18 protein-coding genes, 2 pseudogenes and 1 riboswitch are annotated in these 20,500 nt (G+C 50.4%); of the genes and pseudogenes, 13 read left to right on the forward strand and 7 right to left on the reverse strand.

The features are described 5' to 3' along the window. Nucleotides 1-51 precede the first annotated feature (51 nt). Together H8B20_RS20785 and H8B20_RS20790 are read left to right on the forward strand one after the other, a co-directional pair. Complete coding sequence (locus tag H8B20_RS20785) at nt 52-762, forward strand: SOS response-associated peptidase (protein ID WP_210624419.1); 711 nt, start codon at nt 52-54, stop codon at nt 760-762. 256 nt (nt 763-1,018) lie between these two features. Next, the gene (locus H8B20_RS20790) at nt 1,019-1,678 is read left to right on the forward strand and encodes a hypothetical protein (protein WP_082463614.1); all 660 of its coding nucleotides are present in this window, start codon (nt 1,019-1,021) and stop codon (nt 1,676-1,678) included. A 70-nt stretch (nt 1,679-1,748) separates the two neighbouring features. Here H8B20_RS20790 and H8B20_RS20795 read toward each other — a convergent pair whose 3' ends face one another. Next, nucleotides 1,749-2,084 carry a hypothetical protein gene (locus tag H8B20_RS20795; RefSeq protein WP_210624420.1) on the reverse strand — a complete coding sequence of 112 codons (336 nt, stop codon included), beginning with the start codon at nt 2,082-2,084 and terminating at the stop codon, nt 1,749-1,751. 197 nt (nt 2,085-2,281) lie between these two features. Here H8B20_RS20795 and H8B20_RS20800 point away from each other — a divergent pair, with 197 nt between their 5' ends. The 4 genes and pseudogenes from H8B20_RS20800 (at nt 2,282) to H8B20_RS20815 (ending at nt 5,510) form a co-directional block, all read left to right on the forward strand. After that, complete coding sequence (locus tag H8B20_RS20800; RefSeq protein WP_210624421.1) at nt 2,282-2,689, forward strand: hypothetical protein; 408 nt, start codon at nt 2,282-2,284, stop codon at nt 2,687-2,689. A gap of 421 nt (nt 2,690-3,110) precedes the next feature. After that, the gene (locus tag H8B20_RS20805) at nt 3,111-4,598 is read left to right on the forward strand and encodes a SulP family inorganic anion transporter (protein WP_210624422.1); all 1,488 of its coding nucleotides are present in this window, start codon (nt 3,111-3,113) and stop codon (nt 4,596-4,598) included. Nucleotides 4,599-4,653: 55 nt separating this feature from the next. Then, nucleotides 4,654-5,088, forward strand: a pseudogene (locus H8B20_RS20810) (YeeE/YedE family protein). 2 nt (nt 5,089-5,090) lie between these two features. Next, complete coding sequence (locus tag H8B20_RS20815; protein WP_210624423.1) at nt 5,091-5,510, forward strand: DUF6691 family protein; 420 nt, start codon at nt 5,091-5,093, stop codon at nt 5,508-5,510. A 357-nt stretch (nt 5,511-5,867) separates the two neighbouring features. Here H8B20_RS20815 and H8B20_RS20820 read toward each other — a convergent pair whose 3' ends face one another. After that, a complete protein-coding gene (locus tag H8B20_RS20820) occupies nt 5,868-7,448 on the reverse strand; it encodes a sensor domain-containing diguanylate cyclase (protein WP_210624424.1) in 1,581 nt (526 codons plus the stop codon). A gap of 298 nt (nt 7,449-7,746) precedes the next feature. Next, nucleotides 7,747-8,757, reverse strand: a complete 1,011-nt coding sequence (locus H8B20_RS20825) for a zinc-dependent alcohol dehydrogenase family protein (protein WP_210624425.1) — start codon at nt 8,755-8,757, stop codon at nt 7,747-7,749. A gap of 366 nt (nt 8,758-9,123) precedes the next feature. Between H8B20_RS20825 and H8B20_RS20830 the strand changes: the two genes are divergently transcribed. From H8B20_RS20830 to H8B20_RS20845, 4 genes and pseudogenes are all read left to right on the forward strand, one after another. Continuing rightward, complete coding sequence (locus H8B20_RS20830) at nt 9,124-10,116, forward strand: TerC family protein (protein WP_210624426.1); 993 nt, start codon at nt 9,124-9,126, stop codon at nt 10,114-10,116. A 1,450-nt stretch (nt 10,117-11,566) separates the two neighbouring features. Next, the gene (locus tag H8B20_RS20835; RefSeq protein ID WP_210624427.1) at nt 11,567-12,619 is read left to right on the forward strand and encodes a GGDEF domain-containing protein; all 1,053 of its coding nucleotides are present in this window, start codon (nt 11,567-11,569) and stop codon (nt 12,617-12,619) included. A 458-nt stretch (nt 12,620-13,077) separates the two neighbouring features. After that, nucleotides 13,078-13,377: pseudogene (locus H8B20_RS20840) on the forward strand (hypothetical protein). Nucleotides 13,378-13,513: 136 nt separating this feature from the next. Next, entirely contained in the window at nt 13,514-14,296 is a 783-nt protein-coding gene (locus H8B20_RS20845; protein ID WP_228732724.1) for a DUF4253 domain-containing protein, read from the forward strand. A 486-nt stretch (nt 14,297-14,782) separates the two neighbouring features. On the opposite strand, the gene ppa is transcribed toward H8B20_RS20845, so the two are convergent. The 3 genes from ppa to crcB are packed head-to-tail and all read right to left on the reverse strand — an operon-like array spanning nt 14,783 to nt 16,063. Then, the gene (ppa, locus tag H8B20_RS20850) at nt 14,783-15,313 is read right to left on the reverse strand and encodes an inorganic diphosphatase (RefSeq protein WP_210624428.1); all 531 of its coding nucleotides are present in this window, start codon (nt 15,311-15,313) and stop codon (nt 14,783-14,785) included. Between the two features lie 2 nt (nt 15,314-15,315). Continuing rightward, nucleotides 15,316-15,669 carry a DUF190 domain-containing protein gene (locus H8B20_RS20855; protein ID WP_210624429.1) on the reverse strand — a complete coding sequence of 118 codons (354 nt, stop codon included), beginning with the start codon at nt 15,667-15,669 and terminating at the stop codon, nt 15,316-15,318. Between the two features lie 10 nt (nt 15,670-15,679). After that, on the reverse strand, nt 15,680-16,063 hold the full coding sequence (gene crcB / locus H8B20_RS20860) for a fluoride efflux transporter CrcB (protein ID WP_210624430.1): 384 nt from the start codon (nt 16,061-16,063) through the stop codon (nt 15,680-15,682). Between the two features lie 144 nt (nt 16,064-16,207). Continuing rightward, a riboswitch (Fluoride riboswitch) is annotated at nt 16,208-16,268 on the reverse strand. A gap of 316 nt (nt 16,269-16,584) precedes the next feature. Between crcB and H8B20_RS20865 the strand changes: the two genes are divergently transcribed. After that, entirely contained in the window at nt 16,585-18,024 is a 1,440-nt protein-coding gene (locus tag H8B20_RS20865; protein ID WP_210624431.1) for an ATPase domain-containing protein, read from the forward strand. Nucleotides 18,025-18,047: 23 nt separating this feature from the next. Next, nucleotides 18,048-18,410 carry a response regulator gene (locus H8B20_RS20870; protein WP_210624432.1) on the forward strand — a complete coding sequence of 121 codons (363 nt, stop codon included), beginning with the start codon at nt 18,048-18,050 and terminating at the stop codon, nt 18,408-18,410. 203 nt (nt 18,411-18,613) lie between these two features. Here H8B20_RS20870 and H8B20_RS20875 read toward each other — a convergent pair whose 3' ends face one another. After that, nucleotides 18,614-18,949 (reverse strand): hypothetical protein, encoded by a 336-nt coding sequence (locus H8B20_RS20875; protein WP_210624433.1) that lies wholly within the window; start codon nt 18,947-18,949, stop codon nt 18,614-18,616. A gap of 271 nt (nt 18,950-19,220) precedes the next feature. Here H8B20_RS20875 and H8B20_RS20880 point away from each other — a divergent pair, with 271 nt between their 5' ends. Continuing rightward, nucleotides 19,221-20,498 carry a DUF2254 domain-containing protein gene (locus H8B20_RS20880; RefSeq protein WP_210624434.1) on the forward strand — a complete coding sequence of 426 codons (1,278 nt, stop codon included), beginning with the start codon at nt 19,221-19,223 and terminating at the stop codon, nt 20,496-20,498. The last annotated feature ends 2 nt before the right edge of the window (nt 20,499-20,500 follow it).

Raw genomic sequence — 20,500 nt, forward strand, 5'->3', positions numbered from 1 at the left:
TGCTTCGCTTGCGGTCAATCTCATAAGCATCACTATTCGACGGGTGACAGCATGTGCGGACGCTACTCGATCTACGAATCGATGGATCACTATCTGAAGGAGCTCGCGCCAGAGCAGCTTGTAATCAACGGCTACGATCTTTGGCCAGTGGAGCGATACAACGTCGCACCCACGACCCGCGTGGAAATTATTCGCCCGTTAGACGAAAAGCTGAGCATTGATAAGGTGAAGTGGGGATGGTCGCCATTTTGGGCGAAAGGAAAGCGTCCTGATCCGATAAACGCCAGGGTTGAAACAGTCATGGGTGGAAAATTCTTCAGTCAGCTCTGGCCAAACGGTCGCGTGCTTGCGCCGGCAAACGGGTGGTTTGAGTGGGTCAAAGATCCGGCTGATCCAAAGAAAAAGCAGCCTTACTTCATAACCCTGAGGGAGCAGGCTCCGATGTTCTTCGCTGGTTTAGCTGAGGTTCACCAGGGCTTGGAGCCAGACCCTCGCGACGGCTTCGTCATCATCACCGCCGCCAGTGATCAAGGGATGGTAGATATCCATGATCGGAAACCGCTGGTTTTGGCCGCTGAGCACGCCCGCGAATGGATCGCCTCAGATACTTCCCCTGAACGCGCGCGGGAAATCGCGATGGAACACTGCCGGCCTGCTACCGATTTTCATTGGTACAAGGTAAGCAAGGCTGTGGGCAGTGTTCGTAATCAGGGCCCAGAATTGGTTGAGCCGCTCGCAAAGGGGTCAGACGGCGATGAATGATCAACCCGTGCAATACGTCCTGTAGTCTGTCGATGTTGATGGAAGGCAACTGCAGCGTTGCTAAGCCTTTCCATGAGTAGCGCTTATCAGATTTCATTAAGAACGGACATCGCTTCGATCAACCACCAGTTTTGACACCCGGCATACCTGAGACTGCCCAGATACCGGCTGGTACTGTAGGGGTCATGTGATGGGATTATTCGCCCCGAAGAGTTGGACACCATTAGGGTGGCCTGACATAAATTAAGGACAAATTATGTTCAGCAAATCTCAGATCATTACCATCCCAGTCCTGATCTCATCGGTACTTTTACTCACCGGCTGCCCCCCATCACCGGAATTCACCCGATGGGAACGTACTTCGACCTCTGTAGATGGTGTAAGAGCTGCAATGGCGGAATGCGGCGACCCTGTGGCAGGGCCACAAAACCATTTCCCAATAAACGAACAGATAATTCACTTTCAGTGTATGCAGCGCCTCGGTTTTACACGTAAAGACGGCTTTGAATACTGTGAAATAATGGAGAATATGCCAGCCTGCGTCGAAAAAAGGCAGGGTCGTCCGCTTAGTTTGTCGCAGCTCGAAGCGTTGCCGTTTGTAGAAGATGAAGCATTTCATCCAATCAAGCCTAATTCTGGTCGGGATGAACGTATGCAGGTCTCATGGCGTAAAGCGGGAGCATCACGCCATTTCGAATTCGAGGTAGCCAATGATAGTGAAGCCCTGCCAGTGATGTATGCGTGCGGCTATGCGAAACCACTTGGGTCGAATCTGGACGTCGCCAGCATCGGGCGCACTGCAGAAGTGCAACGCTGCATGATTGATCATGGCTTTGAGCCCAAAAATAAAATTATGCTTGTTTGCCAGACTTACCCACAAGTGACGGGCTGTTCGTCGACAACGCCACCGAGTTGATGCAGATAGAGAGCAGAGCCAAGGAGGGCGCTCGTTAGAGATAGAGAGCTCATAGGCCCAGTTGCGTCGTCTACATCGATTTAACCGATACGACATCCACGTACTTGTACTTCTTCCTAGCAGCCTTCACAGCCTCTTGCTCAGCAAGCAACGAGCTCAACGTATCAGCCTCGTGAATCAATTCGATCATTTTCCCTTCAAACTCGTTTCCAACACGTAACGTGACCCTCAGCCTTGGCGTAAATGCTTTCGCCACTTTCTTCTTCACTTGGGGAGCTTCTGCTGGCTTTGTAGGTACCATTTCTGGCTCAGGCTCCTGTACTTGAGACGCAGACATCTGGTCTTCGGGCTGAGGCCTACCGAATAGGGCACGACGCATTTCTTCTTCAGTTAATTCAGAGCTCATAGAACATCTCAAAGGGGGCGGTAATCAGCTCGACGAATTCTACTAGGATGGCTGCTCCAGCGTGTCCTCTGGAAGCATGTATACCCACTGTGAATTCGGGCTACGTGCTCGCAACATTTCAACGTGGTAGTGGGCCTGATACCGATAAAAATGATGCAACGTAAGCTAGGCTATTGAGGGCTTAAGGGGTCATCGCAATGGTTGTCTGGCTTAGTCTTCGACAACTGAGTGAACTGCTCCAATGCGTTTTGGAAGGCCTCCAATGCGAAGCTTACCGGCTTGCGCTCGGCGATCCATTTTGTCGAGATTCCAACTTCCAGTTTGTCCGAAATACTTCGACCGAAGCGCCACCAGTGTTCGGTGTCAGCTTCGATTACCTGCTCAGCGACCAACACGGTACCGTCGAAATTCATGTCATCGCTACAGACCAGCAACGGTACGATTGTGGAGCTTCCATCCTCCGCCGTGATGATGCGATGGTTCGCAAGGTCGTCTTCGTTTGCGTCTTCGTCGATAAGTCAGATCAGAGAAAGAAGGCTTGCGACGTCCCACCAATCGAGATGAGTGGACAGCCATTGCTCAATTCCAATGCCTTCAATCATTAACCATGCGCAAGCGCTCCTTGCGAATCCAGGTCGGTAGGGGGATGGATAACTGACAAAAGAAGCGCAGGCGGCTGATATTTCCAAAAGGAATTTCTCAAAGTAATCCGCCCAAAGCGAGGTGGCTATTAGCTGGTCGCAATCGGCAATAGCTTGACTGTATACTTGCCGCTCAACCTCCCCCCTTGAGATACAGGAACATCAGCATGACTGTACTCCAAACGATCTACTGGCTGCCTACGCCGCCTTAGCGCTACGCCCCCTCGCAAGACCGTGCTTCCGCTAGCCTCGCTCGCGGGTGCTCACTGCTGTACGCCTGGTTTTACACCTTAAGCACACAGCAAAAAATCCTCGAAATTTGAATTTGTATCGATTCGCTCGCCTTTCCCTCGGCGTGCGCGATGCTTTGCCTTGGATATTTTCTATGCTGCAAAAACTTAGACAAACGTGGTTTTCCAACGTCCGTGGAGATGTGCTCGCGGGGATCGTGGTCGCCCTTGCACTGATTCCAGAAGCCATCGCCTTTTCCATCATCGCCGGCGTTGACCCAAAGGTTGGGCTTTACGCCTCTTTCTGTATCTGTGCTGTCATCGCCTTTGTCGGTGGGCGCCCCGGAATGATCTCGGCGGCTACCGGCGCCATGGCACTGCTCATGGTTACGTTGGTTAAAGAACACGGACTTCAGTATCTGCTGGCCGCGACCCTTCTATGTGGCGTACTTCAAATCCTTGCCGGATACCTGAAGCTTGGCTCGTTGATGCGGTTCGTTTCACGGTCGGTAGTCACCGGTTTCGTAAACGCATTGGCGATCCTGATTTTTATGGCGCAATTGCCTGAGCTGACCAATGTCACCTGGCACGTCTACGCCATGACCGCTGCGGGCCTGGGAATCATCTACCTGTTTCCGTATTTACCGAAAATCGGCAAGCTGATTCCCTCTCCATTGGTGTGCATTCTGACGCTGACTGCCATCGCCATTTACCTCGGTTTTGATATCCGCACCGTCGGTGATATGGGCCAACTGCCTGATACGCTTCCGATCTTCCTCTGGCCTGAGGTGCCGCTGAATTTTGAAACCCTGCGCATCATTTTCCCGTACTCGGCTGCGTTGGCAGTAGTGGGTCTACTCGAATCAATGATGACCGCGACCATCGTCGACGATCTGACCGATACCACCAGCAACAAAAACCGCGAGTGCAAAGGCCAGGGCGTGGCCAACATCGCTGCCGGTATGCTTGGCGGCATGGCCGGTTGCGCCATGATCGGCCAGTCGATCATCAACGTGAAATCTGGTGGCCGCACCCGTCTCTCGACATTGTGTGCCGGCGTTTTCCTGCTGCTGATGGTGGTATTTCTTGGCGAATGGCTCTCAAAAATCCCTATGGCGGCACTCGTGGCTGTGATGATCATGGTGTCCATCGGCACCTTTAGCTGGGATTCTTTGCGTAATCTGAAAGAGCATCCTCTGTCGACCAACCTCGTCATGGTGGCGACTGTCGTGGTCGTCGTGGCCACTCACAACCTGGCTTACGGCGTACTGGTAGGTGTGCTGCTGGCTTCGCTGTTCTTTGCCAATAAGGTCGGGCACTACCTGGATATCAAGAGCACTCTGGAAGATACGAAATCGCATCGGACTTACCACGTCGTGGGCCAGGTGTTCTTTAGCTCTGCAGACAAATTCACTGAGGTTTTTGACTTCAAGGAAGCGCTCAACAAGGTCACCATCGATCTCACACAGGCGCATTTCTGGGATATCACCGCCGTTGCAGCGCTGGATAAGGTCGTGATCAAGTTCCGCCGTGAAGGCGCTGAGGTGGAAGTGCTGGGTCTCAATGAAGCCAGCGCAACAATCGTTGACCGCTTCGGCGTTCATGACAAACCCCTTGCCATCGACAAGCTCCTGAACCATTAAAGAGATCAACAATGAACCATGTCCTTTATCAGCACCACTGTGCCGGAGAAACAAAATGAGCATTGATTGGGTGCACTTTACGCCTTGGACTTCATTGGGCGGAGGCGCCTTGATAGGTCTGGCGGCTTGCTTATTCGTTCTCGCAAATGGTCGCATCGCAGGCATCAGTGGGTTGATTGGTAGCGTGATGCAATTTGGCAGCGAGGGCTGGAGCGAGTAGGCGCTGTTTCTTCTTGGTCTGCTGCTTACGCCTTTGTTGTGGGGAGTATTTACCGTGCTTCCGGAGATCGAGATTAGGGTAGGGTGGCCGACCCTGATTATTGCAGGGCTGCTCGTCGGCGTGGGAACCCGTTACGGCTCCGGCTGTACTAGCGGTCATGGCGTTTGCGGGATCTCTCGACTGTCAGCCCGCTCCATCACTGTAACGATATGCTTTATGTCCGCTGGTTTTACAACGGTGTACGTCATCCGTCATGTGGCGGGAGCATGAAAATGAACAAGCTGAGCGCATTTTTTGCAGGACTGATCTCCGGCCTTGGCCTGCTCTTGGCCGGGATGTCGAACCCTGCCAAAGTGTTAGCTTTTTTTGACGTGGCCGGGGCTTGGGATCCGTCACTCGCACTGGTGATGGGAGGGGCCATCGCAGTGGCGGTTATCCCCCTGAATTGGGCGCGTAAGAACAAGCAGTCCTTGCTAGGTGCCCCCATGCAGTTACCAAGGAAAAAGGAGTTGGATGCCCGCTTGATTGGCGGCAGCTTGGTGTTCGGTATAGGTTGGGGAATTGCGGGGATCTGCCCTGGGCCAGCGGTCGCTATCCTGCTTACGGGGCATGGGCAGATCATCGTATTCGTATTGGCGATGTTGGCCGGCATGTACTTGTTCTCTCTATTAGAACGTCGGTGCACGGCCTGATTAGGGGATAGAAATGAAAGGTAATGACGGACGCACGGTCAGGCATCTATACCCGCTAACCAGGTCGATCTCACTTATTGGGAGCTGAGGGGTATTTATTGTCAGACATGGACGACCCAAGAGCCTTTTTTGCCCATGAGCGAATCTTGCTGGCCTATAGCCAAACTAGCCATTTTGCTAATGGCATTTGGATTTTTATCAAACGATCCAAGTAGCTTATTCAAATTCTAAAGCTAGGTGCGCTGGGCAGCCCAGAAAGAAATTTTGAGTAGGACTGGCCTTTCTCATGCTCGGTTATAGGTGGTATATATATATTTACCGATTTGATCTAAAAACAGCGGTTTCGCGTGGACGCCCTCAAACTGCAGTGTGCTTTGACAGAGTTTCTTCAAATTCACGAGCCGCAAAATGAACTTGGATAAACGCCCCTTCTACGCAATTACGCCCTTTATTTTTCGCATAGTAGAGCAACCTATCTGCTTCAGCCAGTGCAGCGGTATAGCCGTCGCTATCAGGCGTATTGACGGCTACTACACCTGAGCTAATGGTCACTTTTTTTAACGGGCTCCCCGAGTGCTCTATATTGGCGTTGATAACGGAGGATCTTATATTTTCAGCCACCCGCAGCGCGCCCTCAAGATTCGTCTCGGGCAGCAAAACTACAAATTCTTCTCCGCCGAATCTAGCGGGTAAATCCATAGGCCTTTTAACATTAACTTCCATGATGCTGGCGACCTGCTTCAAGCAGTTGTCACCTTGTAGGTGGCCGTAGCAATCATTGAACTGCTTAAACCAGTCGATATCCAATAATATTAACGCTACATCGGATTGATTCCTACACGCTTTTCCCCATTCTTTCTGTATGGTCTGATCAAGGCATCTTCGGTTTGCCAAGCGAGTAAGGCTGTCCGTATGCGCTATAATTTCGAGCTCCTTCTTCGCACTATTGAGTTGACTCTCCGCAATGACCAACTGTTGAATTTGCTTGTATAGCAGGACTCCCAAAAAGGCCAAGGCCGCAACGATGATGCTAACCATCGCAAGTGATCGGTATGCATAAGTCCACCAAGGCGCTAAGACATGCTCGAATGACACTCCAGCAGCGGCTACGATTGGAGTTTTAGAAAGTCGACGATAGGCATAAACGCGTTCTACACCGTCAACTATTGATTTGATAACAGCCGTGCCGCTGTCGTTGCGTGGTAGATAAACGCTAAATATTTCTCCCTTAGACAGGTTTGTGGTCTTCAGCTCTTTTAAAGTAGGCCGCCTGGCGAGTAAGTCCCCATTGTTCAGTGCTAATAAAATGACCCCTTTGTCGTCTACGTCCAATCGCTCAAAAAAACTTTGGAAGTAAGTAACTGGTATTGTAGCCAAAGCGATTCCGGCAAAGCTGCCATCAGCAGCGTTTATGCGACGACTAACCGGAATAATCATATCCCCAGTCGTACGACTCTCTGTAATGGAGCCGATATAAACTGAATCATCTTTATGCTCTTGATGATAGATGAAATAAGCGGAATCACTAATGTTTCGTGCTTTGAAGTCTTTGGTAAATGAATTAGCTACCCAGTTACCTTTCTCGTTGTAGATGAAGATCTCTTGGATTCCTTCAGTGTTTGCTACGTTCTGTGCCATCAGCTTCGTCAGCCGGGATTTCTGATCGTTGTCTGAAACGCCGTCATGCTCTATATGCTCAACGAGATGCCGCAGCGTGTTATCCGCGTGCTTAAACGTATCCTGAGTGTGCTGCTCAACAGCCCTGACGATGTTGTAAACAGTCAGCTCGGCATTAGTGAAGCGCTCGCTCCTGGATAGGCTCATTTGCCAAGCGGTAGCGAGAATGAGTGACAGGCAGACGAGAGTGATAAATCCAACCACTGCTTTTGTAAGCAATATCCGCGGGATGCTCGTTGAAAATGGTGATAGCAGTTTCATAGGCACTCATCAAACTGGCGTTCAGGTGACGATAGCAGCTTTCGTGCAGATTTCTCATTCGATTACAGTGGAGGTAGCACAAGGGTATCCCTTCAACTACAGCCAGCCTTCGCTCACGTGCAATGATCGCTGGATGGTGAATTCTAATCATCACACTGTGTGGGCATGAGCGGCAAAAAACGACCCATTGCTGTCGGTGCGGAGTGCGGCAATGGGCCAATGAATGTTGCTCAATACGTCTGCAGCCAACTCAGCATCTCTTTGAGATAGGCAAATGGCTTGTGACCATTCATGTGGGCTAGATATCCAAGCAAATTTTGCCTAAATGTTGGTTGGTTTCCTGATACTTGAACGCTTCGACAATCTCGCTCATAGAGAAATGACGATCAATAATCGGGCGCATGCCATTAGCATTGATGGCTCGGATCATGTCTTGCTGATGGCGGCGGCTACCCACCAATACCCCCTGCAGACGCACTTGTTTGATCAGTGCCGGTACAAAATTAATTGCACCGCTTACGCCACTCAGTATCCCTATGATGGAAATGTGACCAGCAACACGAACTGCGATCATCGACTGCTCAAGCGTCGCTGGGCCGCCGACTTCGATGATGTGGTCAACGCCACGGCCATCTGTTAGAGCGCGTGCAGTTTCGCCCCAGTTAACGTCTTTGCGGTAATTGATTACATGATCAGCGCCAAGAGCTTTCAGGCGTTCAAGTTTTTCGTCGCTTGAAGAAGTAGCAATGACGGTAGCACCGGCCATTTTTGCGAACTGCAGGGCAAAAATCGAAACGCCACCAGTGCCTTGGACGAGCACTGTGTCGCCCGGTTTGAGTGAGTAATCGGCCATCAAGGCGCGCCATGCAGTAAGGCCTGCGGTGGTAAGCGTCGACGCTTCAGCATGGCTATAGCCAATAGGTGCGAGGGTAAACGATGTTGCTTTGGCCGTCACTTGCTCACGAGCGTAGCCGTCAATACCATCGCCCGGCACGCTAACGAAGCCTTCAACAAGTGGCACACCGTCGATCCACTCCGGGAAGAAGGTGCTGACGACAGAGTCGCCCACCTTGAATTCTGTTACATCTGGGCCGATAGCAATGACTTCACCGGCCCCATCGGCCATGGGAATGCGTTTTCCGTTGGGCCCCCACATACCGCTGACCACCGCGAAGTCGTGGTAGTTGAGCGAGTTGGCGTGAAGACGTACGGTGATTTCTCCACGCGCTGCTGCTCGAGCTTCACTGCTGCCAACCACGACGTTTTCATAGCCTCCACCGGGATGAACGAAGATAGTTCTAATGCTCATGGGGACGTTCCTTATGTTTTCTAATTATGCGAAATAACTAAATTAAAGTTTAAAAATTACGATTCGATGATCGACCTAACCGCAAAGATCTTCAATCTCTTGCTCATTGCGCCTTTAGTAAACCCTCTTTCCGATGCAGCTGGTTATGACGAAACCTGCTCGCTGTAGGAGCGCTACCTACGAAACCCGCGGGCGAATGATATCAATGCGGCCTGCCAGCTTGAAATACTTTGCAAATGTTGCAAGGTTGAGAAACGCCGCGCACCTCTCTAGATTCTAAATCGCAATCCCGGGCCCCTCTGACAGCTGATCGCTGCCATGTCGGAGTTGCAGTTTTTATAACTTCGACACTCAGAGGAGGGGCTTATGACTGCCCTAGAACCGTTCTTCCTAGCCGAATTCCTCGGCACAGCCGCATGGTTGTGGCTGGTTTTTATAAGCATCGTGATGGGGCTCTTGGTCTTTGACCTTGGGGTACTGCATCGTGAGCAGCGAGAAATCGGCGTTCGTGAAAGTCTGCTGCTTTCTGCTGGCTATATCACGGCTGGCCTGCTATTCGGCCTCTGGGTTTGGCAGGTCAAGGGCGGTGACGCTGGTATGGATTTTTATACCGGCTTTTTGATCGAGAAATCGTTGTCGATGGACAACGTGTTCCTGATGGCGATGATCTTTAGCTTTCTCTCAATTCCGCGAAAGTATCAGCACGAGGTACTATTCTGGGGCATTCTGGGTGTAATCGTCCTACGCGCGATCATGATCGGCCTAGGTGCTGCGCTTATCGCCGAGTTCAGCTGGATTCTCTATGTATTCGGCATCTTCCTGCTTCTCACCGGGGTGAAGATGTTGTTTAGCAAGGTAGATGCGCATCCGAATCTTAGCGATAACCTTCTGGTAAAGTTCCTGCGCAAACATATGCGAGTGACTGATCGCTTGTATGAGGGGCGCTTCTTCGTCCGCGAGGCCGATGCGAGTGGTAAGTCTGTGCTCTGGGCGACGCCGTTGTTCCTAGCCTTGGTGCTGATCGAGTGTGCAGACTTGGTCTTCGCCGTAGACAGTGTGCCGGCGATCTTTGCTATCACCCAAGACCCCTTCATCGTCTACACCTCGAATATCTTCGCCATCCTCGGTCTGCGTGCGTTGTATTTCGCTCTGGCGGCAATGATTCATCGCTTTGCCTACCTCAAGTACGCGTTGGCGCTGGTGTTGGTATTTATCGGAGGCAAGATTTTTCTCGTCGGCATCATCGGCAAGATTCCGGCGGTCATTTCCCTGAGCGTGACTCTGGGGCTGCTGCTGGGCGGTGTGCTGCTGTCGCTTTGGAAAACCCGCGATAAAGCCTCTGATAGTTCGCAGGATTGAATTTAAAGGGGGATGGCCTCTAGAGGGCTGCTTCCTGGCGAATTGTCTGTCATTGAGAGATGGGGGCAGCAACTCTGAACCGAGTTCAAAATGAATCATCTACGGCTCTGCTCAGCTCATGTCAATAGTGTTTCAATGAGATGAGCAAGCGTGATTTGCGAACAAGTTCGCTACTGGAATATAGGTGCATCAGGTTGCTGCATATCAATCCCATGCTCGGTAGGTGGTGAGGGCTGATAGCGAGTCGTGCAATATCTGAGGATAGTCGTAAGGAGTATTGCAAGTTTGCTCCAAACTAAGTCATACCACAAGGTATCTCGGTTTCTTCTCACTTTTATAGGAGGAATTTTCGTAGCTGACGCATTCATACTCGCTTTTCACTAGATTGTTGCCTTGAGGGTCGATGCTGTTCGAATCGCTAATGCAATAGCTTACATTGGCGTTGAGCAAGCGCAAGGCGCATTCGTTTTAGGCTTAGTTGGCTGTATTAATTTAGTAATCGCTTTGTGCGCGTGCCTGTATGCCGAGGCGCCAATCATCATTCATCTGATAGCCGCGCGACTTAGTCTTACTGTTGGTTTAGGAAGGGGCATGCTCACTTATTTGTCTGTGCCGACTGACTGAAATATTTGAAATATTCATCGTTGATGAGGTGTGCCAGGTCATTGCTGTAAGTGAATGCTTGGAAAGTACAAGCTCCCAGTTGGGATGGATTTAAGTTTCTTGGTTCATGCTGTAGGCCACGTTGAGATATTGCTGCGGAATCCAATCGTAGTAGAGCATTTTTTTCATTCCTGGCTGAGTTATCATCGAATGCTTTGGTACTATTACTTAGTCTATGCGCGTGGGTGGCTTTAATGATTTTTATGAGTTGGCTGAAAGATATCTCTACGAGTCTATCCCAGATGCTAAATTGCATAGTGATCGGCCTTCTCATTGTGCGCCAAGATTCTTCAAGGTTGATAGGTGTGCCATAGATAAAGCTGATATGTTCGTAGGTTTATCTTGCTCTAGTAATTGGTACGGTCATTGAGAGCAAGGAAGTCATCCGCATATCAACTTGAAAAATCACAGCCAAGTAGCTATTTCAAAATCTGAAAAATTAACGCTACTAATTGCCTCGAAAAAAGTGGGGTCTGGAACTTTTTGTCTAGGAAAACCTCCTAAGCGTCAGCAAATACTTTGGAATGCAATAAAAATTTGATAAAAATTTAAGAAAGGTTGCATGTGAATAGCTAGGTGTTCTGGCTTTTAAGCTCCCCAAATCTCCCTTGGGGTGAGTTTTTTAGCTCTAATTGTGATTTCGCCTTGTTGGATTCTAAGTGTGGTGGGGTTGGCTTGAAGATTCTGATATACTTAATGCGGAATGCTTTTTTGTGTTGTTTTGCATAGTGCAATGCTCTCAATATCTAGTGAGCTTAAGTCATCTGGTGGATGTTGGTAGATTTATATGAATAGCTTGTCTGAAAGTGATCGCGCCCAGGTTATTGAGGATGCAACGTCGCACTTTTGGTTACACTTAAAGCCTATAGTCTGGATGGCTTTGTTTTTTCACTTTATTATATTCTTTGTTTTTGTATTTCTCCAAGCTAAGCTGATGGCCGTGGTTAATTTTCTAAGCGTCGCTGCATATGTTTTATGTCTGTTATCGATTAGGCTTGAGCGGTACATGTTGGCTGGGGTTGTTATGAATTTGGAAGTTATAATCCATGCTGCTATAGCGACGTTTAGCTTGGGTTGGGACAGTAATTTTTATTTCTATTTGTTTTGCATTGTGCCTGTAATGGCGTTCTGTTTCAAAGCATCAAGCTTAAGCCGTTTTGTATTAAGTTTTGCTATTGTTGGAGTTGCTGTTGGTGGTTATGCTGCTAGGGCAAGCTTTGATTTGAGGCCTGTCATAAGCTCAGATGTCTCGCGTATCTTTGGATTGTTAAATGCTTTTATTTCTTGTGCTTTGCTTTTATATGGATCAATTCTTTTTGTAAGATTCATACTTTCAATGCAGCTTAACCACTTTAATCTTGCTAATAGAGATCCTCTAACCAATCTCTACACGAGACGTCGGGTTATGAGTGGGTTTGGGAGTTCTTCGAGATATTCATCCAGTGTGAAAGCTTCTGTTATCCTACTAGATATTGACAAGTTTAAAGCTATTAATGATAGCTTTGGGCATGAGCGTGGCGACAGTATTTTGAAGAAGGTCTCACAACTGTTAGTTGAAAGTGTTAGATTGACCGATATTGCTGCGCGTTGGGGAGGTGAGGAGTTTTTGATTTTAATGCCAAATACTAAAATTTGCGAAGCAGAAAAAGTAGCTATTCGTATATTGAATCGTATTAGAACCGAAGCAGGAACTACGGTGAGTACGGGGCTGCAGGTCACAGCGACATTGGCGGTTGGATATATAGCAGAGCATGAGTCTTTTAGTCAGGCTTTTGATCGTATTGATAAGATGCTTTATGCTGGAAAAAGTAATGGGCGTAATTGTGTGGTTCGTGAGTGATTTTTTCATACTCAAAAATTTTTCCCCAGGTAATGGCTAGCAATAAAACTTTCGCTTGGTTTGTCCATTACTTTTAGGGTGCTTGTTCCTTTGCTTGGATATTTATTTGTTAGTTCTTATTGCGGGGGTTTAGTTTAATTTGCTTTGACAGCATGTGCAGATTTAAGCCGCGATTTGGAAGCCTGCGTCTACGAAGACTCCATGCCATAGAGCTAGCGATATTGAGCAGATGAGGGAACGGTAAGATTTCCATGCCCGGCAATGTGAATGTAAAATCAGCCAGATTAGTCGTTGGACTTCCGTCTTCTATTCGGTCTTTTCGACTTCAATCATTGAGCGTTTGAGCTCAATCCTGAATGTGTTTCAGGACGATTGATGTGGGTGAACTGCTGATGCTTGGAACGACCGCCAGTGCCCGTAAGTCTACCTTTGTCTACTCATCGGTAAGGTACAGCGCAATGGATAAGATAATCACCGTGGATAAACTGCCTGACACCAAACTTAGGTCAATCAACGAGATATGAATCGGTGGTACTCATGCACAGCTTTGTCTCTGGCGAGGTGAACAGGTCTTCACACACGAGATGATGAGCGAGGGCACCCACGATCAGAATGTCAGACGCTTGTGCTTGCAATTAGTCAACCCTAAAGATCAAGCCGCAGTTGCCATCGTAGAGTCGATAGTGCGCGAACAGCTAAAAAGGATGAGGAAGGAGGGGGAGTTTTATCCCGCTGAGGAGGCTGATACTTATCAATAAGAAAAGGAGTATTGGCCATTCATGGGGAGTCGACCCAAGGCATGTTGTAGCTTGGGAGCGAATCTTCCTATGATGATCCTGGAACGCTTAGGATTACTCACTCAGTTCAGTAGCAACATGGAGCAGGCCACGGGTTATGGATATCGAATTTCGCGGTAATGGCATGCGTGAGAACCCGTCTGTAGGTACATGCGATGAGTACGGTGTGAGCGGGATTGCGAGCTTTGACGATCTGACCGAAGCTCATCGTAAGATTGCTGAGGCGCACCCAGGCTTTAAACTTCTGGTCTCGCTCGATGATCTGCACCAAGCCCGCTATACCTCGGGACATGTGCGCAATAATTTAGGGATGGACGATGCGTCGAAGCAGGACATAGCGGGCCTACCTCCAGAGTGCTTCGAGAATGGTGAATACCTAGGCTATCCGACTACCAAAGCGGAGTTCGCAATCTGCTATCGCAATTTCATGAACTTGGTTTCAGCGACGTGTTTCGAAGATGTTTGCGCTCATGGTTTGACGCTAGGTGAGGAGGCCCTGCAGGAGTGGATCGGTTATCAGGACAACCCTGTCTCTCTTCTAGATCAGCCCCTTTCAGCGTTACTGGTACCCGTTGAGCAGCCTTGCCAGACACTCGCAGCCTTTCCAAATGGCTATTTCACTTCCGACTTGGATCCTGCGAAAAATTTTGCGGTTGCGCGTCATTTTTCAGAAGCGCATGGCTATGAGTTGATGGGCGTAGGTGCTTCTTACATCGGCTTCATTCGTTCTGAGCCGCCTGATACATCCCTAGCTAACTTAGTAGCCGAAGACTTCTGTGCGCTCTACAACACTAGCGATGATGACCTACAAGCACGCTTTTCTGCAGTCGTACAGGCGATCTCCGGTCGGACGTATCTGTGGCTTCGTTACGTGGAGTGAGCTCCGTGCGCAGCTGAACGGATACCATAACTTGTGAGGGGAGGGGCTTTTGGCAGCCTTGGAGAAGGGCAGTTGCATTTTACGTTGTGTTCGGCACACTACGGTTGCGCTTCTGAGTCGAGCAAGATCTGACAGACCTACCTCTATTGGCGAGCCGCTTGCGCGGGCAGGCTGTCGAGAACCGAGCTCCCGCGTCCCGCCGTATCTCGGCCCTGCGGGCGTCCATCCTTCACGCCTTCGGCGATGCCAGCCTCCGCGCTCCGCTTGCATCGATTACTCAGCGTTTTCCGACGTCCTGTATCGAATATTCTCCAAAGCATGGTTGTTCAGGAATGCCGGCAACTGGGCGCAGCCCTATCCAGCGTTGCCATTTCCATGGGGGTAGTTATCGCGATATTTGATGTTCCGAGCAATTGAGAGGCCAATCAACACTGACTTGCCTCTCAGCGTCTATTCCAAACTGACGCATTCACTCTGGCGCAGAGCCTATTTAGGCGTATACGCATCAACCGACTTGCGAATCTCTTCCCGCGCCTCATCTGCGCTCCCCCAACGGCCCATCTTCACCCACTTGCCCGGCTCCAATGCCTTGTAGTTTTCGAAGAAATGCTGGATCTGTGCGAGGAGCAACGCGGGTAGATCTGAGCATTCCTTTACGTCGCTATACATGGAACCAAGCTTGTCGTGAGGCACAGCGATCACCTTGGCATCCGCACCGGCTTCGTCTGTCATATACATCACACCAATCGGGCGACTGCGAATGACAACGCCAGGCGATACCGGGTAAGGGCAAATCACCAGGACGTCCAAAGGATCGCCGTCATCGCTCAATGTATTTGGAATGAAACCGTAGTTGGCCGGATAGAACATCGGCGTGCTGAGGAAGCGGTCGACAAAAATTTTTCCGCTTGGCTTGTCTACCTCGTACTTGATCGGCGAGTGGTTGGCTGGAATCTCGATAACGGTGAAGAAGTCATCGGGGATCTCGTTACCAGCAGGGATGTCCGAGTAGCTCATGTTCATAGCTCCGAAGTTGTGGAGGTGGTTGCATCGGATGGAACTCTTCCAAGAGTGCCCATCTCGATTGGCGTCTTCGTGAAAAACACCGATATTTCCTCAGCGTCCAATCGTTTGAACAATCGTTCTGCCTCATCTTCCGTGATTGCCAAGCGAATCTCCGTGGGTTGATCCGCCAGCTCAAAAAAGTGCGATGAATGCAGTTTTCCTGTGTGCCCAAACCCCTCGATTCCGGTGCAGAGCGTGGCGCCGCGTAACCCCATTTCTTTAGCAACGTCGACTATCCATTCGCCTAGCATTTTTCCCTGATAACGACGGTTTTGTTGGGTGAAGAAAACGACCATATAGCCTTTCATTTCTATCTCCTCAGCGAGTACCAATCATTTGGTAGGACAGAAGCCCGGCAGCGGTCATCGCTAACGAGCCTACGACGTGCAACGAAATTGAGCCAAGCGCCCAGAGCAGTCTGCCTTCCTGAATCAAGGCAACCGTTTCGGCTGAAAATGTGGAAAAGGTGGTAAGCCCACCACAGAAGCCCGTGATGATCAGGAGGCGCCACTCTGGACTAAGGGAAGGAGATGCGGCCAAGAAGGCGATGGCCAAGCCGATGATGTAACCCCCAACCATGTTCGCAACCACAGTGCCTGGAGGAATCGTTGGGAACAGAGCATTCAGTTTCATGCCCAATAGCCAGCGCAACCAAGCTCCAAGTGAGGCACCAATGGCGATGACGACTAATGACTTCACCATGTGGAGCCCACCTCATCAGACCTGAGTGGACTAACTGGCAAGCGGCTCGCGCGGAGACGAAAAGAGAAGAAAAACTCGAAGGGCAAATTCATATCCTGTCCTAAATTGAAGGACAGGGAGGCACACCTACGCACCCTGTCCAGGGTTCACGTAGGCATCATCAGCACAAGGCGGTTTAAGGAGGAATGCCCTCTCCTTTCTTCATCCTATAGCAGCGCCCGGCGATGTTTGAACCTGCTTGTGCAATCCACGCCCGTGGTACGCATCTGGCATGTTTTAAGTAAATGCACGCCGCCGGCTACTGCACTTGAATCACTGCAGGATTAGACGGTCATCTGCTAGCAAGGTTGATTTCACAAAAGCGTTAGCTGGATAAAGTCCGAGTAAAAGACGGCCTTGGAACGGGACAAGCAACTTTCTTAGCCAGCCATACTCTAGGCTCAATGGCTCTAGAACGGAAATGGCGTTAGCATTCCGTCCACTCGGCTTAAACAGCCTGTTTTTCAGATCAGGGTCGCATCGTGGGAAAACTAAAACGCCTTCAAAGCGGAATAGAGGGGCTCGATGCTCTGCTCAAGGGCGGGCTGGTAGCAGGGGCTTCATACATCATCCAAGGGCGCCCAGGGTCTGGAAAAACGATCTTGGCCAACCAACTTGGGTTCCATCACGCGCAAAAGGGTGGGCGGGTTCTAGTCGCAACGCTGCTGGCCGAGTCACACGATCGCCTTTTTCAATTTCTTTCGACTCTGAGCTTCTTCGACTCTTCCAAAGTCGGGGCTGAAATCCAGTTCGTCAGCGCATTCGATACTTTGGAAAACGAAGGTCTGGAGGAGGTGGTGAAACTGCTTCGGCGCGAGATAAGCCGCCAAAAAGCCACAGTAATGGTGGTCGACGGTTTGCTCAATGCGCGCTCAAAAGCCGACTCGCACATCGACACCAAGAAATTCATTTCTGAGTTGCAAGGGCACGCTGCTTTTGCTGGTTGCACGGTGCTGTTTCTCACCAGCTCCAGACTCGACGACGGCAGCCCCGAGCACACCATGGTTGATGGCGTCATAGAGATGGGCGAAGAGCTGTATGGCACTCGCTCAGTGCGCCGAATTCAGTTGCGTAAAACTCGCGGTAGCGGAGCAATGACCGGTCTTCACGAGTGTGAAATTACCGACAATGGCTTGGTGGTTTACCCACGACTCGAAAGTCTTTACAGCCATCCGTCTTCTCCCGACAGCGCTGACATGACGAGTATCCCCAGTGGCATCAAATCACTGGACGACATATTAGGCGGAGGTCTGCACAGCTCCAGTGTTTCGTTGGTCATAGGCCCCTCAGGGATTGGTAAAACGACGCTGGGCCTTAAGTTCCTGGCTGAGTCGACTGTGGAAGCGCCGGGGCTACATTTTGGCTTCTACGAAAGCCCACAACGGCTGCGACTCAAAGGCCAATCACTGGGTATCGATATTAAGGGTATGGAGGACAGCGGCGCACTGACTATTGCATGGCAACCCACCACAGAGGGCCTCCTGGATGGTTTGGGCGCACGACTACTGAATCTCGTTGAAGAAAAGGGCATCAAGCGTCTGTTTATCGATAGCCTGAGCGGTATGACGCGAGTCTCGACAAATCCGGCGCGGATTGCTGACTTCTTCAGTGCACTGATGAACGAGCTGCGATCCAGGGGCGTTACCGTATTTGCCTCTTGGGAAATGCGCGATCTTTTCGGCTCCGAGGTCAGCGCGCCGAACTCTGACCTGTCCAGCATCGTCGACAATCTCATGCTCATGCGGTTCTCTGAGAATCAATCTGAACTTAGCAGGACGCTTTCCATTCTTAAAATACGAGACAGCTCCTACGATCCTTCGCGATTTGAGGTCGTGATCCGTGGTCAAGACGTTTTCCTGAAAAAGGCTTTAAGACATGAACCTTCAGTCCTCACTGAGACATCGTCCGGTTCAAAATCTTAAGCCTTTGTGCGGGTTGAATTAAAATGGCCACCATTTTGGTCATCGACGACGAGTATTTGATCGCTGAAATTCTCAGCTTCGCGCTGGAGGATGAGGGGTACATGGTGGTAACTGCCAGCAATGGTCAGAAAGGGCTTGAGGTGCTGGATAGAGAGCGGCCTGCTTTGATCATTACGGACTTTATGATGCCAGTCATGGACGGCCTGGAATTCGCCACTGCCGTTCGAGCGCTGCCTTCGGCGAATCAATTGCCGATCATCCTGATGAGCGGAGCTCAGGCCCACATCGGTATGGAAAGATCGGATCTGTTTGATGCGGTTTTGGCAAAGCCATTCAACATCGATTTGATCATTGCCGAAGTTAAAAAACTACTAGACTCTGATTAGTAAGTGCCCCATGTGCATACCCAGAGCAACCTCAAGCCGGGCTCCCTTCTAGCCCGGCGGCAGCTTAGCGACTGGGATGAGCGCAATAGCTCATCTGCAACATAAGCGGCGTGAATATGATGGTTCGACGGTGAAGCGATTCAGATACCCGCAGCATTGAAACCACCTATAGAGCCTTGACGGGAGAGCGAGCCTGGGCGCTGCTACATCGACTTTACCGAGACGACGTCCACATACTTGTACTTCTTCCTAGCGGCCTTCACGGCCTCTTGTTCAGCAAGCAGCGAGCTCAACGTATCAGCCTCGTGAATCAACTCGGTCATTTTTCCCTCAAATTCGTTTCCAACCTTGAGAGTTACCTTCAGCCTAGGCGTAAATGCTTTTGCCACCCTTTTCTTTGCAGATGGAACAGCTGTTTGCTTCGCAGGCACTACTTCTGGCTCATGCTCCTGTACTTGAGGAGCAGATACCTGCTCTTCGGGGTGAGGCGCGCCGAATAGAGCACGACGCATTTCTTCTTCAGTTAATTCGGAGTTCATAGAACATCTCGAAGGGGGCGGTAATCAGCTCGACGTATTCTACTAGGATGGCTGCTCGAACGTGTCCTCTGGAAGCATACATGGCCACTGTGAGTTCGGGCTACGTGCTCAACATTTCAGCGTGGTGTTGGGCGTGCAAGCCTTCGGCAGTTTCTGCGGTTACCTATGAGATGTTTCATCTCTAGCCAGGATGTAAAATTCGTTTCAAATTTCCGAATAAAACTTCAGCGCCGCCCGGCGTTCAACTGACGTAGTAACTGAAGGATTGCACATGATTGCTCGTTGGCGTTGGGTAACGAATCAACTCACCAAACGGCTGTGGTTCAGAGCCTCCCTATTCTCCCTTCTAGGGGTAGCTACGGCACTGCTCGCTGTTGTATTCAAAGACTTTATTCCGGAGTCATTGCCTGCGCGCATCGGCGCAGATGCAGTAGACAAAATTCTGGGGATCATTGCCTCCAGCATGCTGGCCGTCACAACTTTCTCGTTGAGCACGATGGTCACCGCTTATGGGGCCGCGAGCAGCGGAGTGACACCTCGCGCTACCACCTTGGTAATGGAAGACACGACGACCCAAAATGCCCTTGCCACGTTTATAGGCTCATTCTTGTTTAGCCTGGTGGGGATCATCGCGTTGAGCACGGGTGCTTATGGCACGCAAGGTCGGGTTTTGCTGTTCGCAGTAACGATAATTGTGGTCATCCTGATCGTTTACACCCTCCTGCGCTGGATCGATCACCTGTCAAAGCTCGGAAGGGTTGGGGAAACCATCGACCGTGTCGAGAAGGCTGCGATAGAGGCAATCACTCAACGAGTTCAGTGGCCTTACTTGGGCGGTTCAGCTTACCCGAAAGATCTGTCGCTATCTCTCGGCGCAATAACCGTCAAAAGTGAGCTGACAGGTTACGTGCAACATATTGATGTAAGCGCACTCGGAGCTTTCGCGCAGGACGATCAAGTACAGATTTATCTGGAGGTGCTTCCGGGGACATTTGTGCACGAGGGAATGCCACTCGTTCACATTGTGAGCTTGGGCAACACGATGGCCGGTGATATAGATACTGCAAGAGAGAGGATTCTTGCGACCCTAACCATCGGCGTTAGTCGAACCTTTGAAAATGATCCACGCTTCGGGCTTTGTGTGCTCTCGGAAATCGCTTCTCGCGCCTTATCGCCTGCAGTGAACGACCCTGGGACAGCCATCGATGTCATTGGCCGGGGAGTGAGGACTCTAACTTGCTGGAGCAAGCCTCCCGTCTCTGGCTCGCAAATAGACCACGGTTGTAAACAGGTATTTCTCCGAGGATTGACGGTTGACGACCTGTTCGATGATTTTTTTGCCCCGATCAGCAGGGACGGTGCAGCTTTGCTGGAAGTTAACGTGCGCCTGTTGAAAGCCCTCATTAGTCTCGCTGAAATAGACCCAGCGATCTTTAAAGATGCCTGCGACAGGCACGTGGATCTTCTGATCACTCGTGCAGAGACCACCTTAGCGCTGCAGCATGAGAAGGATCAACTGAGCTCACTGGCTAAAACGATCACGCGGTAGGC

This window comes from Pseudomonas sp. P42 (assembly GCF_017973755.1).
In the GTDB taxonomy this organism is placed as follows: domain Bacteria; phylum Pseudomonadota; class Gammaproteobacteria; order Pseudomonadales; family Pseudomonadaceae; genus Aquipseudomonas; species Aquipseudomonas iridis.

Excerpts from the sequence above, each read along its gene's own strand:
- H8B20_RS20785 (WP_210624419.1), top strand. The coding sequence starts at position 52 with ATGTGCGGACGCTACTCGATCTACGAATCGATGGATCACTATCTGAAG.
- H8B20_RS20855 (WP_210624429.1), bottom strand. The coding sequence starts at position 15,669 with ATGAAAGGCTATATGGTCGTTTTCTTCACCCAACAAAACCGTCGTTAT.
- crcB (WP_210624430.1), bottom strand. The coding sequence starts at position 16,063 with ATGGTGAAGTCATTAGTCGTCATCGCCATTGGTGCCTCACTTGGAGCT.
- H8B20_RS20790 (WP_082463614.1), top strand. The coding sequence starts at position 1,019 with ATGTTCAGCAAATCTCAGATCATTACCATCCCAGTCCTGATCTCATCG.
- H8B20_RS20870 (WP_210624432.1), top strand. The coding sequence starts at position 18,048 with ATGGCCACCATTTTGGTCATCGACGACGAGTATTTGATCGCTGAAATT.
- H8B20_RS20800 (WP_210624421.1), top strand. The coding sequence starts at position 2,282 with ATGGTTGTCTGGCTTAGTCTTCGACAACTGAGTGAACTGCTCCAATGC.
- H8B20_RS20805 (WP_210624422.1), top strand. The coding sequence starts at position 3,111 with ATGCTGCAAAAACTTAGACAAACGTGGTTTTCCAACGTCCGTGGAGAT.
- H8B20_RS20845 (WP_228732724.1), top strand. The coding sequence starts at position 13,514 with ATGGATATCGAATTTCGCGGTAATGGCATGCGTGAGAACCCGTCTGTA.
- H8B20_RS20835 (WP_210624427.1), top strand. The coding sequence starts at position 11,567 with ATGAATAGCTTGTCTGAAAGTGATCGCGCCCAGGTTATTGAGGATGCA.
- H8B20_RS20815 (WP_210624423.1), top strand. The coding sequence starts at position 5,091 with ATGAACAAGCTGAGCGCATTTTTTGCAGGACTGATCTCCGGCCTTGGC.
- H8B20_RS20830 (WP_210624426.1), top strand. The coding sequence starts at position 9,124 with ATGACTGCCCTAGAACCGTTCTTCCTAGCCGAATTCCTCGGCACAGCC.
- ppa (WP_210624428.1), bottom strand. The coding sequence starts at position 15,313 with ATGAGCTACTCGGACATCCCTGCTGGTAACGAGATCCCCGATGACTTC.
- H8B20_RS20820 (WP_210624424.1), bottom strand. The coding sequence starts at position 7,448 with ATGAAACTGCTATCACCATTTTCAACGAGCATCCCGCGGATATTGCTT.
- H8B20_RS20880 (WP_210624434.1), top strand. The coding sequence starts at position 19,221 with ATGATTGCTCGTTGGCGTTGGGTAACGAATCAACTCACCAAACGGCTG.
- H8B20_RS20875 (WP_210624433.1), bottom strand. The coding sequence starts at position 18,949 with ATGAACTCCGAATTAACTGAAGAAGAAATGCGTCGTGCTCTATTCGGC.
- H8B20_RS20825 (WP_210624425.1), bottom strand. The coding sequence starts at position 8,757 with ATGAGCATTAGAACTATCTTCGTTCATCCCGGTGGAGGCTATGAAAAC.
- H8B20_RS20795 (WP_210624420.1), bottom strand. The coding sequence starts at position 2,084 with ATGAGCTCTGAATTAACTGAAGAAGAAATGCGTCGTGCCCTATTCGGT.